Below are 16,680 nucleotides of genomic sequence, written 5' to 3' on the forward strand. Positions count from 1 at the left end.
TAAACGCCAAGCATAAGGAGCAGTGTCATTATCCAATAAAAAACCATTCGATATATGGAAGTCCTTGGGGTTTTCAACTTTTTCTTCCTTGCGGCGTTTCCGCCAGTCTCGGCAGCAGCGGGCCGGGCCTTTATGTTTCTTTTGTTCTGCATTTGATTAAATTCTTTTGAATGGCCCGAAGATTTCTGAACTCCTGACCACTTTTTAAATCATATTGTATTTGATCGGTTATTATTACCCCTCAAGGTTCATGAACCATTGCTGAGCCCTGTCGATGGCGACTTCCACTATATGTAGTTCGCTTACTTCTCTTGTATTTTTAAGTTCATTGGCAATCTCTAGTGCTTTCTCTCTCACCCTTGGGTCGAGGTCTTTCATTTCCATCGGAAAATTCTGTTCTGTCCAGGCCATTTTATATATTTTTTGTTGTTTAAATTATTTTTGAACCATGCCCGAGAGCACATTAATTGTTAGGGCCACAATGACCGTATTGAAAGCAAAAGAAAGTACCCCATGCATCCAGGCAAGTCTGCGGATACGTTTGGCGGAAATTTCTACATCGGATACCTGAAAGGTCATTCCAACCACGAAGGCGAAGTAAACAAAGTCCATGTAATCCGGATCTTGCCCGCCAGGAAAGATGAGTCCGCCCGGCTTTTCTACTTTCCCTTTCTTCTCATGGTCGATGTCACAGTAATAAAAATGTGCATATCGCATCGTAAAGACGGTATGGACAAGCCACCACGAGCTGACCACGCAAAGCAGGGGAACGATGATCTCCGTCAACATGCTCTGATCAGTCTTATCAGAATTCTCCCGCAGCAGCATGATAATGGAAAAAAGACTGGCGAAAGCAGCGGCAACGGCAAATAAAAAAATAAATGTTCTGCTTGAATCCTGGGCATGGGCATCGTGTTTGATCTGACTGGGATGAGCGGAACGAATCGTTATCCAGACAAGGATGATGCTCGTGAGCGCATAACTAAGCCATGCAATCATCCACCTGAGCGAATTCTCCAGTTCCACAGCATAGCATATTCCGAGGGCAGTAATGGCAACGCCAAGCGAGATGTAAAGCTTATGATGGGCATCGAGTTGGCTGATTTTTTTTACGTTTTGCATTGGCATTGATTAAATGATGAGTCCCAGAACCATAAATAATAGAAATCCGGCGAAAAAGGCGGCTGTGAAAAATGGGGAGTCCTTTTCTTCATGGGCTTCCACCAGCAGTTCCTCAGTAACTAAAAACAATAAGGCTGCGCTGCCAAAGGAGAGCACGAGCTCTAACACTTTTTCTCCTGTAAAATGCAGCATGAAAAAACCACCTGCGGTTCCCAATAAAAAAACGAGTCCAAAAATCAAAAGGATGCGCATCAGCCTGCTTTTGGAACTTCCAAGTTTGGTCAGCCTGGTTCCTACCGCAAGGCCAAGCGAAAGGCATTCCATGGCAAGCGCCAGTGCAAGCAGGGTTCCTTCTTTTGATCCTGCTGCAAATCCGATCCCGAGGAGAAGCCCATCCAGCAACAGGTCAATGCCTACTGCAATTAGCATTCCCCATGGCAAAAGCTTTCCATCATTTGATCCGCCCATTTTAAGTTCAAGCCTGGCGGTATACCATTTGATGACTAGCATGGCCGAAATACCCAGGGTAAAGCCTATTATGATTGCGGTGGTATCATGGATCCTGATCATATCAGGCAAAAGTTCCACTGCAACCACAGAAAAGACCACTCCCGCGGCGAAGTGAAGGATCGTACTCTGCAGCGCGACTGTTGGCTTTTTCCAGGTAACAATCATGCCTCCGATCAATAGCAGAATAACCGGAACGACTGCAAACAGCAGTATATTAACTGATATCAGTTGATTAACCTGCATAGCTCTTTTTTAAATAAAGGTTATAGGCATAAAAGGAAAGATATCCAAGGGCGAGGCTAAAGCCTGCACCGAAAATAATTTCGCTGGGATAGTTCCAGCTATTATAGGCCCTGCTATACATGTAAAGCAAAGCCCAAAGTCCAATCACCCCATTTAGAATCAAATGGCGCCTGCCAAAGAACAGGACCATGAGAATCGCGAGACCTGCTGCAATAGAAGGAATCGGAAGACAACCGTAAAGCTCACCCGCACCATTGATACTGATTTTAAGTTCGGTTTTGAAAGATTGGTCGTATAGGGGCCTCAGATGACCAAAAATCCTATTTAAAGCCGTCAGGCTTCCTATTGAAACCAATAAATAAATAAGAATAAAAATGACTTTTCTTAAGAATCTGACCCGGTCATAAGCGAGTAGCATTAGTAAGAGGAAACAATAAAAGGGTATCCAGAACCAAAAGCTAGCTGACTCCTTTAATACCAGGTCCCAGAAACGAGAATGCTTTTCATTGGCCAGAAAAAGCAGAAGCTCATCTTGGTTTTTAAGATAGCTTAAAATATGGGTATCGGCAAACGTAAACATAGCCATCAGACCTAAAAAAACTAAGCCTGTAATTAGAACCGGAAATGGAATCTTATCTTTCATGTTTTTATCGAAGGTTGTGGCTGCCTGTTATTTATGAGGTAAATTGGAGGTAGATCAGGAATATTGCCGATACTGCCATCAGCAGAAATGTTGCCAGGCCAAGGATATTGGAAATTCTGCCGTTGGTAAATTCTCCCATAACCTTTCGGTTATTGGAAATGTGCAACAATATGGCAATGATCACCGGCGAGGTCACACCATAAAGTATAGCCGTGTAGAGCAGTGCATCCACGGGGCTGATTCCAATATAGTTCATTAGTAAGCCCAGAATTACCGATACAATAATAACTGCGTAGAATGGCTTTGCCTGATTGAACTTCCTGTCCAGGTTGCCTTTCCATCCGAATGTCTCAGAGATGATATAGGACAAGCTTCCGCTGAGTACGGGGATTGCAAGAAACCCTGTTCCGATCACCCCGAGGGCAAAAAGAAGGTAAGATGCTTTCCCTGCAACGGGTTCAAGTGCTTTGGCAGCCTGCTCCACGGTATCGATCTGACGAATACCCTGGTTATACAAAGCAGTTCCGGTAGCCAGGATGGTAAAAAACATAATCATGTTGGAAAGCAACATACCCAGGTTCACGTCCAGCGACATCTTGCTGATGAGTAGTCCGAGGAGTTTGTTTTCTTTTTTCTTATGTTCCTCGCCTGTGAGTTTTTCCCCATTGATACTGACCAGTCTTTTATTGACCATCATCTGCCTTTTTACAGACTTTACATCCTCAGCTTCCATTGCAGTCTGCCAGAAAAAAAGATATGGTGATATGGTCGTTCCCAGAATCGCTACCAACATGCCAATAAACTCCTTGTTCCATTTGATAGTTGGAATAAAGGTAGCCTTCATCACGGCTGCCCAATCGGGCTTGGTAAAAAAGGGAACGATAATATAAAGCATTAGTGTCAGGCACAGATACTTTAACACCGAGACGAATGTTGAATAAGGCAGGTAGATGATAAAAAATAGCAGAATCCCGGTAAACAGCACACTGAAAATTATGGCATGGATACCAGGAAATATAAGATGTGCCACTGCGCCCATTCCAGCGATATCAGCGCCTATGTTTAGCACAATAGCGGGAACACTGAATATAATCATCAGGTACAGTACCCATTTGGGATAGTGGTTTTTAAGCGTAGTGGTCAGGCCGACCGTTGTGATCAGCCCGATCCGAGCACAGATCTCCTGAATTGCTGCCATCAGGGGAAATGTGATGATCACTGTCCAAAGTGTTGCAAGGCCATATTTCGCTCCAGCCTGCGAATAGGTGGCAATACCTGATGGGTCATCGTCACTCGCACCGGTAACGATGCCCGGCCCAAGGGCCTTCAGGAATTTTTTAACCTTTTTAAACATGCTTTATTTTTTCTTCCCTTTTGGAGTTTTCTTATTATAGCTATTATTATAAGCGAGAAGCCTTAGCGCATTGAATACAACAACAAGGGTTGAACCCTCGTGGGCAATCACCGCAGGACCGATTGTGGCGATCCCTGCAATAGTCAAGGGAATCAAAGCACCAACAACGCCAAGGGAAATCCATAGGTTCTGCTTAATGATACCTTTAGCTTTGCGACTGAGTCCGATAGCAAAGGGAAGGCTTTCCAGCTTGTCGCCCATCAGGGCGATATCGGCCGTTTCCAGTGCTACATCAGATCCTGCAGCACCCATAGCGATCCCAACTGTGCTTTTGGCCATGGCTGGAGCATCGTTCACGCCATCCCCCACCATGGCGACCATCTTTTCTGATTTGGCAAGCTTCTGTACCGCCTTCACTTTATCCTCGGGCATCAGGTTCCCCCAGGCCTCGGTTACCCCAATCTGCTTGGCTACCGCCTCGGCAACCTGTTGATTATCACCGGTAAGCATGATCATCTTTTTGATCCCTAGCTCGGAAAGCTCTTTAAGCACATTCTTGGCTTCATCCCTGGGAACGTCCATGAGAGAAAGTATACCAATGAAATTCTTTTCCACTCTGACCAGCATCGAAGTATGTCCACCCTTTTCCAGATCTTCAACCTGCTTTCTGATATCGTCCGGAATGCCATCTTTTTCAAAGAGCGCTTTGTTCCCAATGAATACCTTTTTGCCGTCCACCTCTGCCTGAACGCCCCTACCCGTGATCCCTTTCACGTTATGGGCCTGGGGAAGCGTTTTTTTCTTCATTCGCTCACCTGCCCCCTTAACAATAGCTTCGGCGAGCGGGTGATCGCTTAGTTTCTCTACGGCTATGGAGATAGCCATTAAATCCTGCTCATCAACACCGTTGAGCGGAATGACGTTTGTGAGCTGGGGTTTTCCTTCGGTAAGTGTGCCGGTTTTGTCAAATGCAATGGCATTAAGTGCACCCAGATCCTCGAGAGGTCTGCCGCCTTTTATCAGAACGCCACCACGTGCTGCCCGGGCGACGCCACTGAGCACCGCACTAGGCGTAGAGATTGCCAATGCACATGGGCTTGCGGCCACCAATACCGACATTGCCCTGTAAAAGCTTTTGCTAAACGGTTCATCGATCACCAAAAAGGCAAAACATAGTAGTGCTACCAGCACCAATACTGTTGGAACAAAATATTTTTCGAACTTATCGGTAAAAAGCTGGGTAGGTGATTTTTGTTTTTCCGCCTCGTTGACCATTTTCACCAAACGGGAAATGGTGGAGTCCTTAGCCTCGCGAATGACTTTTACTTCAAGAACCGAAGCGCCGTTTATGGTTCCTGCAAAAACGCGGAATTGCGGCTTAATCTTCTTATCGGTGGTGTAGTCGGTATCGGGGTCAGGAACGGGAGATTTATCTACAGGAACACTTTCCCCTGTGATTGGCGCCTGGTTAACGCTACCTTCCCCCTTCACAACAACCCCATCTGCCGGGATCTTGCTGTTTGGTTTAATGATAATGACATCCCCGAGCTCGAGTTCCTCGATTCTCACTTCGGATTCTTTACCACCTCTGACTACCAGAGCTGTAGGTGGTGCGAGGCTGGTCAAAGCTTCGATACTTTTCCTGGCCTTGCCCATAGCATAATGCTCCAGGGCATGTCCCAAGCTAAATAAAAACAGCAGCAGTGCACCTTCAGCCCATGAACCCAAAATAGCCGCGCCTATTGCTGCAACCAGCATTAAAAAATCAATTTCAAACCCACCTTTCAGTATGGTCTCCACAGCTTCCTTGGCCGTAAAGAAACCACCAAAGAAATAGGCCGTTATGTAGAGCACCAGGCTTGCCCATTCTGGCACACCTTCGATGAAGGAAATCCCAAATCCTGTCCCTAAGGCCACCCCACAGATGATGGCAAAGATCATTTCGGTGTTTTTACCGAAAATCCCGCCATGTTCATGATCTTCGCCTTCTTCATGAGTATGGTCTTTATGTGAATACTTTTTCTTAGTCGTTTCTTTTTTTCTATTAGGTTGCGTTTCCGGAGTGATGCGTTTTGCAGTTTTACTGTCTTGCTGAGTCTCCTCCTTTTTAACTTCTTTGGCATCAGGACCTTTTTCCCGGATTACGGGCTTTTTGCCAGTTGATTTAGTTTCAGATTTTTTATTCTTGTTTTCCATGTCGGGTAGATTGATTTAATTGGATATTCAGTGCAAGAACTTGAGGTATACTTATCGCCTTTTTAATTTCGTAATGTTCCTTAAAAAGATGCCTCCCTAACGAGGCACCTTATTCAAATGTGTGTACTAAAAAGTGTGTCCGGGAAGTGCTACTCTTCCTCGCTGTTCTTCATTTTTGAAAGGAGATCATAGGTTCCCTTTAATACGACCTTACCCATAAAATCTCTTCCAGCGGGCAGGGTTACCTCTATATATCCACCATCTGATATTCCAGTTGTCACCTCTACCATTTCAAAATGATACCCTGATCCACTAGCAGTGTCGGCAGCGGTATTCGCTCCTTTTGCAGGCTCATTCATTTTTTTGTCCGCTGCATTCCTGACGAATATGTATTTTTTGCCCTCAAAGTCTACAACAGCAGCAGATGGCAAGGCGGTAACCTGCATGGCACCGGTCTCGATTAAAGCCTTCAGGTAAGTACCAGGTATAAATCCAGTACTTCCTTGTGCAATCGCATGAACGGTTACCGTTTTGTCGGCATTGATCTCGCCGCCCACCAGTTGTACCACAGCGGTCCGCTGGGTTGAATCATTGGTCAGGGTAAAAAGTACTTTCTGACCTTTTTTGACCATCTGTGCATCCTTCTCAAACACATTGAGCTCGACGTGAAGGTTTGAGCTGTTAACGATTTCGAACATCACGTCATTGGCTGCAACGAACTTTCCGGTATTCACGTTTACCTTGGTTACATATCCGCTGATTGGGGAATAGATATTCACCTGACTGCGGATGTTGTTGGCCTTAAGGGAGGAAGGATTGATGTTGATAAGCTGGAGGCGTTGTCTCAACGCATTTTCCCTGGCAAGATTCCCTTGATAAGCTGCTTTTGCCTGCTGCAGGGTCTTTTGTGCATTAACGTTCTGCTGAGCAAGAGTCTGCTGTCTTTTGTATTCTGAATCTGACAGCTCCAGTTGGCTCTTACTTTCAAGGTAGTCCTGCTGCATCTGAACAAATTCCTGGTTTTGAAGTATAGCGATCACCTGGCCCTTACTTACCTTTGTTCCCTGTAATAATGGAGTTGATTTTACGATGCCGCCCATCTGGGTCGTTATGCTAACCAGATTTTGCGGGGGAACGTCTATAAATCCGTTGACTTTGAGCATACCGCTGAGTGCGCGGAGTTCGGGACTTCCAAGTTCTACACCCACAGTCTTGAACTGTGACTGGCTGAGCTCTACAGAATTGCTTTCTTCAGTTGCCGTACTATCCGCAGCGCCTTCCGTTCCAGCGCCATCTTTTTCCTTGCTACCGCAGGAAGAGAGAAGCACCGCTAGTGCGGCTACATAAGATAATCGGCTTAGGATTTTAAATAATTTTTTCATTTTAATATTGTTATTGACCTTTTAGGTACTGTAATGTGTATACGGATTGATTGTATTGGTTGATGGCTCCCAGATAACTGAAACGGATATCTGAGTAAGTCCTAAGGGCCTGGAGATATTCCACATAGCCGATCTCTCCTGCCTGGAAGGCAATCTGAGATTGTTTTAAAATCAAGTTGGCATTTGGAAGGGCACTATTCTTATAATAGGCTATACTTCTGGAATTCTTTTGGAGGTCCTGAAAAGCCTGCTCATACCGCCCGCGCAGGTCAGTTTGGGAGAGGACAAAATCACTTTCTGCTACTTGTTTATCAATCTTTGCCGCCTTTATCCTGGAGGCAAAGGGTTTAAAGAAAAGTGGAATGGATATTCCAGCTGAAACACCCTGAAAACGCTTGCCACCATTGAAATAAAGGTCCTGGCCGCCAACGTTCTGGGCACCAATAATGGATTGATTGAAATAACCAACACTGAAATCGGGACCTGAACGTGAACGTTCCAGCCTGATGGCTTTATCGGCAATTTGAATCTGCTGGGCCTGAAGTGCGAGAATTGGATTTTCAGCAGTAACGCTATCCATTGGATTGTTGTTCCAGGCTACCTGATTAAATTCTGCATTCATAATGCTGATCTGTTCCCGGGTATTCAGCAAACGCCTAAGTTCTGCTGTGTAAGCTAAGATATCAGCTTCATTTTTGCTCATTTGGTTACGGACCTCGTTGTATTGCGTTTCGGCGGTTGTTTTTTCAAGTAGATTGGTTTCCCCCGCCTGATACCTTAATGAGGCTGCCTTAAGGAAATTGCTGTACACACTATCCTGACTTTTATAAAGCTTTTGGAGGGCAATAAAATATTCCAGCTGAGCGTAGACGCTTTTTACCTGATAGGATAGTTCCCTCTGGGTCACCTGCAGGCTGATCTCCGCTCCCCTGATTTGCGCATCATACAGATTACGCTGGCTTTTAAATAGCCCAGGGTAGGGAATGTTCTGGGATGCTGAGAAGTTATTGTCACGTTTAATGGTATTGATCTGTCCGTACTGTAGTTCGACAGTCGTTTTCCCCAGATCCGTTGAAGATCCGCGGAGTGCCTGTTGACGGCCAATCTGCAGGGTAGAGGACTTGACAGCCTGATTATTGTTCAAAGCGGTGTTCAGAGCCTGTTCGAGGCTCATGCCCTGATTGGGAATGGTCTGCGCTTGCGTCTGAGGAGACATTGAAAGCAGTCCGATGAACATTGCAATGGCAACTACAGTTGTTGGAAGGGCAGTTTTCTTGCTTTTCCAACCTTCAAAATAAGTATAAAGCACGGGAAGTACGATTAGGGTTAATATTGTTGAGGTAATCAATCCACCGATCACGACGGTAGCCAGCGGCTTTTGCACCTCCGCACCTGCTGCGCTTGATATCGCCATGGGAAGAAATCCAAGAGAGGCAACTGTTGCAGTCATCAACACTGGTCGCAAACGTATGGAAGTTCCCTCGAGTACAATATCGCGGATACTGTATTTATTCATTTTCTTGAGCCTGTTGAATTCCGTAATCAGAACAATTCCGTTTAGTACCGCCACCCCAAAGAGCGCAATGAAACCTACGCCTGCTGAGATACTAAAAGGCATTCCCCTTAAAAGAAGGCCAAGTATACCACCAATTGCCGCCATGGGAATAGCCGAGAAGATGAGTATGGATTGTTTCACAGACCCGAAAGAGAAATATAGCAACAGTAGGATCAGTAAAAGCGCTACAGGTACTGCGACAGAGAGTCTTGAGGTTGCTTCCTTCAGGTTTTCAAACTGGCCGCCATAAGTGATATAGTATCCTGCCGGAAGCTTGATCTGCTGATTGATCTTGGATTCAATCTCCGTAACCACACTCTGGATATCCCGACCGCGGACGTTAAGGCCTACGATAATCCTTCGCTTGGTATCTTCCCGCTGAATCTGGTTTGGACCGATCTTGAATTCGATTTGTGCCAGCTGATCCAGTGGTACCTGGTTGCCATTCGGTGCGGTTACGTATACGTTTTTAACATCATCTATCCCTTGACGATTTTGCTGGGAAAGACGCACAACGATATCATAACGCTGTTCACCTTCATAGACTAGCCCGGCGGACTGACCTGCGAATGCCGTGTTAAGAGCTTGGTTGACCGTGCCTACACTCAGCCCATATTGGGCGATGCGATCACGGTTGATTTTTACGACGATCTGCGGAAGACCGGTTGCCTGTTCAAGGTACAGATCCTTTGCTCCTTCCACACCTGAAACGATCTTACCTATCTTTTGGGAAATGCTGGTTAGTGCTTCAAGGTCATCGCCAAAGACCTTTATCCCGATATCCTGTCTTACCCCGGAGATCAGTTCATTTGATCGGAGCTGGATCGGCTGAGAGAAACCAAAGCTAACGCCGGGAACTTCTTCAAGTGCCTTGCTCATCATCTCTGCCAGTTCCTCCCTATCGTGGGTTGTTGTCCAATCTTTTTTATCCTTTAATACAATCGTCAGATCGCAGGCTTCCATGGGCATGGGATCTGTGGGAATTTCTGCTGCACCAACCTTTCCGATCACTTCTTTAACCTCAGGAAATTTTTCAACCAGGATCTTGGACGCCTGATTTACTTTGTCAATGGTCTGTGATAGCGAACTACCGGTCAATAACCGGGTCTCTACCGCGAAATCGCCTTCTTCTAAAGTGGGAATAAACTCTCCTCCCATTTTCGTAAATATGAAAACACTGATGGCCAACAGCACAACAGAGAATGCAACGACTAAAAAACGTCTGTTCAGCGCACCCTTGATCATCGGAGAATACTTACGCTGGAAAAAATCCATCATACGGTCTGAAAAATTCCTTTTATGTGCGCCCTTCTTACTCAAGAAAATAGAAGACACCATCGGCACATAGGTAAGGGATAATATAAAGGCACCCATGATGGCGAATGATACCGTTTGTGCCATCGGTCCGAACATCTTACCTTCAATACCTACCAGGGCAAGAATAGGAAGATAAACGATCAGAATAATGATCTGTCCAAATGCAGCAGCGCTCATCATCCTTACGGCAGATTTTTCAACCTGCTCATTCATCTCGGTTTGGGTATATGCCCTGCCCAATTTGTTTTCCGAAAGTATGTGCATGGTAGCTTCCACGATAATTACCGCGCCATCCACAATGAGTCCGAAATCAATCGCACCAAGGCTCATCAGATTACCCGAGACCCCAAAAAGGTTCATCATAGAAATCGCAAATAGCATGGCAAGCGGGATGACCGATGCAACCACCAGTCCGGCTCTGAAATTCCCAAGGAACAAGACCAGAACGAAAATTACAATTAACGCTCCTTCGATCAGGTTTTTGGCAACCGTGCCCATGGCCCGGTCAACAAGTGCACTTCTGTCCAAGAAAGGTTCAATGGTTACGCCCTGAGGGAGGGTTTTGCCGATACGAGCAATTTTTTCCTTTACCTGTTTAACAACATTGTTTGCATTTGCACCTTTCAGCATCATCACAATGCCTCCGACAGCTTCTCCTTCACCTTGTTTAGTCGCCCGGGTCAGAGCGCCATAGCGGATAGAACTTCCGATCTGCACGGTGGCAATATCATGTATGAGCACGGGTATACCATTTGCATTGTTTTTGACAACGATCTTATTAATGTCATCCAGATTACCGACCAAGCCCTCACTCCTGATAAAATAAGCATTAGGTTTTTTGTCTATATAAGCCCCCCCGGTATTCTGGTTATTTTGTTCAAGCACAGCAAAAACATCACTGATGCTCAGGTTTAAACTTCTTAGTTTATCGGGATCTAGGGCAATTTCATACTGTTTTAGAAGGCCTCCGAAACTGTTGACCTCGGCAATGCCCGGAGTTCCCAGAAGCTGTCTCCTTACAATCCAGTCCTGTATGCTTCGGAGTTCACGGGCATTGAATTTCTTTTCGAAACCAGGCTTGGCATGGATTACATATTGGTAAATCTCCCCGAGTCCTGTTGATATCGGTGAGATTTCAGGATTGCCAAGTCCTGAGGGAATATTATTTTTGGCTTCAGCTAACTTTTCGTTTACCTGCTGACGTGCCCAATAAATGTCAACATCATCATGGAAAACGATGGTAACTACAGAGAGTCCGAATCTAGAAATGGAACGTACCTGTTCGATCTCAGGTATGGTGGACATGGTCTGTTCTACCGGATAGGAAATGAGTCTTTCTACCTCCTGGGTAGCTAGTGATGGGCTAAGGGTAATGACCTGAACCTGATTATTGGTAATATCGGGTACAGCATCAATAGGAAGTTGTCTTAGGGAATAAATTCCCCATGCGATCAGGCCCAATGTAAACAGTGCTACAACTAGCTTGTTCGCTATGGAAAACTGAATAATTTTTTTCAGCATTATTTGTTTAATTAAGTAAAAAATAAAAAAAAACAGATCAACGCAAGAGATTGCCCAGCAAACAATTATGCAGGCAAAAATCAGCATCGAAATGAAAATCGATTTTTAACTTAATTTTGGCGGTTGCCAAACAGATAAAGGCAATGAGATAACCTCTCCCTTGTAAGCCTCATCAAATTCAGTGCTCACAGATGTAGAAATGATGACAAGACTATTGATAAGTAAAACTTCAGATGTTGTATTACAACAAGAACAAACACAGAATGGAGAGCATAAATCGCTGGTTTGATCACTTTTAGAATGTGTGGATACACTCTTTTCAGTAGAAGGAATATTCGACATTTTACCCATAGCAAATATGTCACTGCAAGGCATGCAGCTCATAGATACGATAATGAAGGATAAAAACAGAATATATTTTTTCATTCTGAAAAATTTAAGCAAATATATGCATTTATTTGCAAATACAAATTTTATGTTAAAAAACGAGATAGAAAATTAATGTGCTGTGTCGGGATGCACCCAAAAGGAATTTAAATATTTAATAATTTAATTACTGCGGGCTATCTATGGAGGCAAATAACACGCTTTATCTCTTTATCAACCACCTAAATCAAAACATTTTCTCAAAAAATTGAACTGAAGAAAAACTGATAACTATCAGTTTATTGAAGATAATAGTGACGATAACCAACTTGTGAGTTTTTTGAGATGGAAAGAAGTAAAAAAAATTTTCGGACAATAAAAGTTAATAAATATAGCGTTAAATATAAAATATCAGATTGCGTCAGTTACGAAGGTCGCTTTTTAAGCTACACGATTAACTTTTGCAATAGGACCCGATAAAACATCAAATATCCAGCCCCTTTACCTATAGGTGTATTATGCTATCTGTGCAAAAAAAATTAAATAATTTATGCGCATCAGTATTTTCATTGCGAGGTTCCGCTCACATTTAAGCTGGTCTATCATTTGCATTGATGGGCTGCGGATTGGCTTGAAAAGGCAAGTGAATAATGTACTTTTTATTTCACTTATTTTAGGATTTAAGACGGAAAACGAATAAAGCAATTTTCCACCTCTCTAAGTCGAGAGGTGAAAATCTATAATTGTTTTTTGTTAATTTATGCCTTAAGACCTAATAGATATAGAGCGTGATTACAATTTGCAGGTCAAAAGCTAAATTTGTTACTGGTTGTAAGCTGCTGGATGTTGCTTAAACCTGGATTTGCGGCTGCCCGAGCAAAAGCCGTAGATATTACCCTTATAATGGACTGTATCTCTCACACCGGAGGCAACAGCCATCTGACAAACTGGGTCGGCCTTATTATCAATAGCATAGCCAGTTTTCATTGATTGAGGATGCAGTACAGCTTCCATTCCCCCATCGTACATTTCCTTCATGTCCTTTACAACGAAGGGGTCAGTATTATCCGTTCTTCCACCTTTAACTGGTGGCTGGGGATCATATTCCAGATCTAGCATAACCATCTGCGTATATTTTTCGCCCATGATATCCTTTATCACTGCAAGGCTCATGTCGATCCCGGCAGAAACACCTGCGCTGGTTCAGTACTTACCACTTTTTACGTAACGCTTATTTTGAGAACTAATCCCGAACTCATCTTTTAACAATGATTTCCCGTACCAGTGTGTTGTAGCCTGTTGGTTCTTTAATAGTCCTGTTGCGGCAAGTAACCACGCACCGGTACATACGCTGGTTGTGTATTTCGAGCGTTTGTCGATGTTCCTGATCCAAGTCAGCAAGGTAGTATCCTTTGTCAATGAATAGGTATCTGTTAAGCCCCCCGGGATGACCAGAATATCAAGTTGCTTGACCTCATTAATGGAACTATCGCATTGCACGCTCATACCGGAAGTATAGATCATTCCCTTATGACGGCCGACGAAGAACACCTTTGCTCCCATCAGTTCACTAAATATATGATAGGGACCCATTGCATCCAGCAACGCGTAATTATCATACAGCAGAATACCCACAGTTTTTATCTTTGACTTAGGTGCAGGAAAATCAATCCTTTGCTTTTCTGCACCTTTACCGTCTTGTTTTGTTTCCTTTTTTTTATCTGTGCAAGCTGCCATAATAATTGTCAGCAATGCAGCTAAAATTACTTTCTTCATTTGGATAGAATTAAAATTTTGCGGTAAATGTTGTTCCATAAGTTTTAGGGCTTCCAAGCATGAAGGATCTGAATGAGCCGTAGGCTACATACTTCGCGTTGGATGCGTTTCTCATCCAGCCACTAAGCTCAAATCTCCTAGTCGTAATACCTGTCTTGAAGTTAAAAAGAGTGTATCCTGGCTGGCTCAGGCCGTTAATAAAATCAAAATAATACCTGCCCAAGTATCGATACTCTCCCCTGCCAAAAACAGATAGCCCTGGTTTACTTCTGGCAAAATTGTAGGTATATTGTGCAGCAAGCATAGAACTAAGGGGTGGAGTATTAATTGGCTGGTTTCCCTTGAAGTTAACCACTGCATTTTGATCTGCACTATAAAGTAACAGCGAGGAATAACGTGCGCGGGAAAAGCTTGCATTATAGTCGATCTGCAAGCCTTTAACAGGCAACGCAGTAAGTTCCAGTTCCAGACCCTTATTTCGCATCTCACCCACATTTAAGATGAGTGCGTTGATGCCATCCATTGCAATACTAATCTGCTGATTGTGCTGTTCTAGATAAAATGCAGTCAGGTTAAGCTTTAGCTTGTGATCAAAGAACATATTCTTCCAACCGATCTCAAAATTGTCTGAATTCTCTGGTGCATAAGGAACCTGAGCCGGATCGGTAGCATTTGTATTCAATCCCCCGGCACGGAAACCTCGTGCATAGCTTCCATATAAGAGCATGTCCTGGTCTAATTTATAGCTCAAAACAAATTTTGGGGTAAGGCTTAATACATCCGTTTACCAAGAATTTGCCAATGTCTTCTAATTTTTGCAAAAATAAGGTTCGGTATATCCCTTATGCCTATTTTGCAAGCCTCAAGGCATCAGCGAACTCATCGGGGAGGGGGCTGTTTATGATAGCTATGGCGGATGCTTCCACATCGTACTCAACACGTCTGAATTCAATTTCGATACTATTTTTATCGGTTGTGGAACTGCCTGCATTTAAGTGAACTATAACGTAACATCCCTTTAGGTCACCGTCTTTAGGCTTTCCGACGGATCCCAGGTTGATCAAATGTTTAAGCCGTCCATCTCGTGTCTCTAAGATTCGGTGATACGGTTTATGGGAGTGCCCGACAAAAAGCAGATCTGCCTCAGCTTCTTTAAGCATTTCCAAAACATAGTCTGCATCTGTGTCTATCAGGATATATTCATCTATGCTCCTGGTACTGCCGTGCGCAAAAACAAGGTTTAGTTTTTCACCGTTCAGTTTATATTCTAACCTGATATGTGCCGGAAGCGTTGTCAGATATTCCCTGTTATCCTCACGAATCAGGTGATAAGCATATTTTTTTTCCGGTTCATTTAAACTTTCAGGAGTGGTAATGATATTTTCAACTTTTTCGTCATGGTTGCCTTTTAAGGTTGCAATCCCTCTTCTGCGGATTTCATCAATGACTTCATTGGGATAGATATGGTAGCCTACAAGATCCCCCAGACAATATACGGCATCGGGCTTTTGGCTGTCCATATCTTGCAGCATGGCTTCAAAAGCGGGGAAATTGGCATGGACGTCAGAAAATAATGCAATTCTCATATCTGAAAAGGTGTTTAGAATTGTTTGTTAGTTAGTAGCCTCTGTTGTGGTATAATATTTTTTCCTGAACCAGAAGGCCAGATTAACCAAGGCAATCAATGCGGGTACTTCCACCAAAGGTCCGATTACTCCGGCAAATGCCTGTCCCGAATTGATTCCAAACACACCAATGGCCACGGCGATCGCCAGTTCAAAATTGTTACCAGTGGCAGTAAAGGCAATGGAAGTACTTCTAGAATAATCTGCCCCGAAATACCTGCCTGCAAAAAAGCTGACGATGAACATGATAGAGAAATAGATCACCAGCGGTATGGCAATACGAACCACGTCCATTGGTATCTGTACGATCAGGTTACCTTTCAGGCTGAACATAATGACAATGGTAAACAGCAAAGCGATCAGGGTTATAGGAGATATAAATGGGATAAACCTGTTCTGGAACCAGTCTTCACCTTTGAGTTTGATCAGTGCATATCTGCTGATAACACCCATTGCAAATGGCAATCCTAAATAAATGCCCACGCTTTTTGCGATCTCACCAATGGTTATATTTACCTCAAGGCTTTTCAGGCCAAAGAAAGGTGGCAATACGGTAATGAATATATAGGCAAACACGCTGTATAACAATACCTGGAAGATGCTGTTCAATGCGATCAGGCCAGCGGCATATTCGCGGTTACCTTCTGCCAGCTCGTTCCATACCACCACCATGGCGATACAACGTGCTAGCCCGATCAGGATCAGGCCAACCATATATTCAGGATAGTCCCTTAAAAAAGTAATGGCCAGAAAGAACATCAACAGCGGACCGACCACCCAGTTCAGCACCAGGGAAACGCTCAACACTTTGGTATCCTTAAACACTTCGCCCATATTTTCATATTTTACCTTGGCAAGTGGCGGGTACATCATCAGGATCAGGCCGATGGCCAGTGGGATGTTGGTTGTACCGCTGGAAAAGGAATTGATAAAACCGGAAGATGATGGGATAAAATAGCCGATGCCAACCCCTATCGCCATCGCGATAAAGATCCATAGGGTCAGGTAACGGTCAAGGAATCCCAGTTTTTTTCGTTCTTCAACGGGGGCACAATTGTTTGCACTCATGG

At 44.0% G+C, this 16,680-nt stretch carries 13 protein-coding genes and 1 pseudogene; all 14 read right to left on the bottom strand.

What is annotated here, in order from left to right; all coding sequences use genetic code 11:
- Positions 1 to 234 precede the first annotated feature (234 nt).
- The 14 genes and pseudogenes from EHC72_RS22695 to arsB all read right to left on the bottom strand — a co-directional run bounded on the left by EHC72_RS22695 (position 235) and on the right by arsB (position 16,678).
- The gene (locus EHC72_RS22695; protein ID WP_165585840.1) at positions 235 to 411 is read right to left on the bottom strand and encodes a DUF2188 domain-containing protein; all 177 of its coding nucleotides are present in this window, start codon (positions 409 to 411) and stop codon (positions 235 to 237) included.
- Between the two features lie 24 nt (positions 412 to 435).
- A complete protein-coding gene (locus EHC72_RS15210; protein ID WP_052266086.1) occupies positions 436 to 1,122 on the bottom strand; it encodes a DUF1345 domain-containing protein in 687 nt (228 codons plus the stop codon).
- A 9-nt stretch (positions 1,123 to 1,131) separates the two neighbouring features.
- Complete coding sequence (locus EHC72_RS15215; RefSeq protein WP_039474389.1) at positions 1,132 to 1,875, bottom strand: ZIP family metal transporter; 744 nt, start codon at positions 1,873 to 1,875, stop codon at positions 1,132 to 1,134.
- Positions 1,865 to 2,518 carry a phosphatase PAP2 family protein gene (locus tag EHC72_RS15220; RefSeq protein ID WP_039474392.1) on the bottom strand — a complete coding sequence of 218 codons (654 nt, stop codon included), beginning with the start codon at positions 2,516 to 2,518 and terminating at the stop codon, positions 1,865 to 1,867. The genes EHC72_RS15215 and EHC72_RS15220 overlap by 11 nt, the downstream gene beginning before the upstream one ends.
- A 31-nt stretch (positions 2,519 to 2,549) precedes the next feature.
- Positions 2,550 to 3,872 carry an NRAMP family divalent metal transporter gene (locus EHC72_RS15225; protein WP_039474395.1) on the bottom strand — a complete coding sequence of 441 codons (1,323 nt, stop codon included), beginning with the start codon at positions 3,870 to 3,872 and terminating at the stop codon, positions 2,550 to 2,552.
- Positions 3,873 to 3,875: 3 nt separating this feature from the next.
- Positions 3,876 to 6,068, bottom strand: coding sequence for a heavy metal translocating P-type ATPase (locus tag EHC72_RS15230; RefSeq protein ID WP_131538566.1), 2,193 nt, complete (start codon positions 6,066 to 6,068; stop codon positions 3,876 to 3,878).
- Between the two features lie 149 nt (positions 6,069 to 6,217).
- Positions 6,218 to 7,450, bottom strand: a complete 1,233-nt coding sequence (locus EHC72_RS15235; protein ID WP_131538567.1) for an efflux RND transporter periplasmic adaptor subunit — start codon at positions 7,448 to 7,450, stop codon at positions 6,218 to 6,220.
- A 10-nt stretch (positions 7,451 to 7,460) separates the two neighbouring features.
- Positions 7,461 to 11,843: a CusA/CzcA family heavy metal efflux RND transporter gene (locus tag EHC72_RS15240; RefSeq protein WP_131538568.1), complete on the bottom strand. Its 4,383-nt coding sequence runs from the start codon at positions 11,841 to 11,843 to the stop codon at positions 7,461 to 7,463.
- Positions 11,844 to 11,948: 105 nt separating this feature from the next.
- A complete protein-coding gene (locus EHC72_RS15245) occupies positions 11,949 to 12,269 on the bottom strand; it encodes a DUF6660 family protein (protein ID WP_131538569.1) in 321 nt (106 codons plus the stop codon).
- A gap of 762 nt (positions 12,270 to 13,031) precedes the next feature.
- Entirely contained in the window at positions 13,032 to 13,382 is a 351-nt protein-coding gene (locus tag EHC72_RS23135) for a YHS domain-containing protein (RefSeq protein WP_246029438.1), read from the bottom strand.
- A 30-nt stretch (positions 13,383 to 13,412) separates the two neighbouring features.
- Entirely contained in the window at positions 13,413 to 13,985 is a 573-nt protein-coding gene (locus tag EHC72_RS23140) for a DJ-1/PfpI family protein (protein WP_246029439.1), read from the bottom strand.
- A gap of 10 nt (positions 13,986 to 13,995) precedes the next feature.
- Positions 13,996 to 14,742 (bottom strand): annotated as a pseudogene (locus EHC72_RS15255) (TonB-dependent receptor domain-containing protein); the annotation flags it as partial.
- 91 nt (positions 14,743 to 14,833) lie between these two features.
- Entirely contained in the window at positions 14,834 to 15,571 is a 738-nt protein-coding gene (locus EHC72_RS15260) for a metallophosphoesterase family protein (RefSeq protein ID WP_039474405.1), read from the bottom strand.
- 27 nt (positions 15,572 to 15,598) lie between these two features.
- Entirely contained in the window at positions 15,599 to 16,678 is a 1,080-nt protein-coding gene (gene arsB / locus EHC72_RS15265; RefSeq protein ID WP_131538571.1) for an ACR3 family arsenite efflux transporter, read from the bottom strand.
- Positions 16,679 to 16,680: the final 2 nt, after the last annotated feature.

Origin of the sequence: Pedobacter nototheniae (genome assembly GCF_004335085.1) — a bacterium.
Classification (GTDB): domain Bacteria; phylum Bacteroidota; class Bacteroidia; order Sphingobacteriales; family Sphingobacteriaceae; genus Pedobacter; species Pedobacter nototheniae.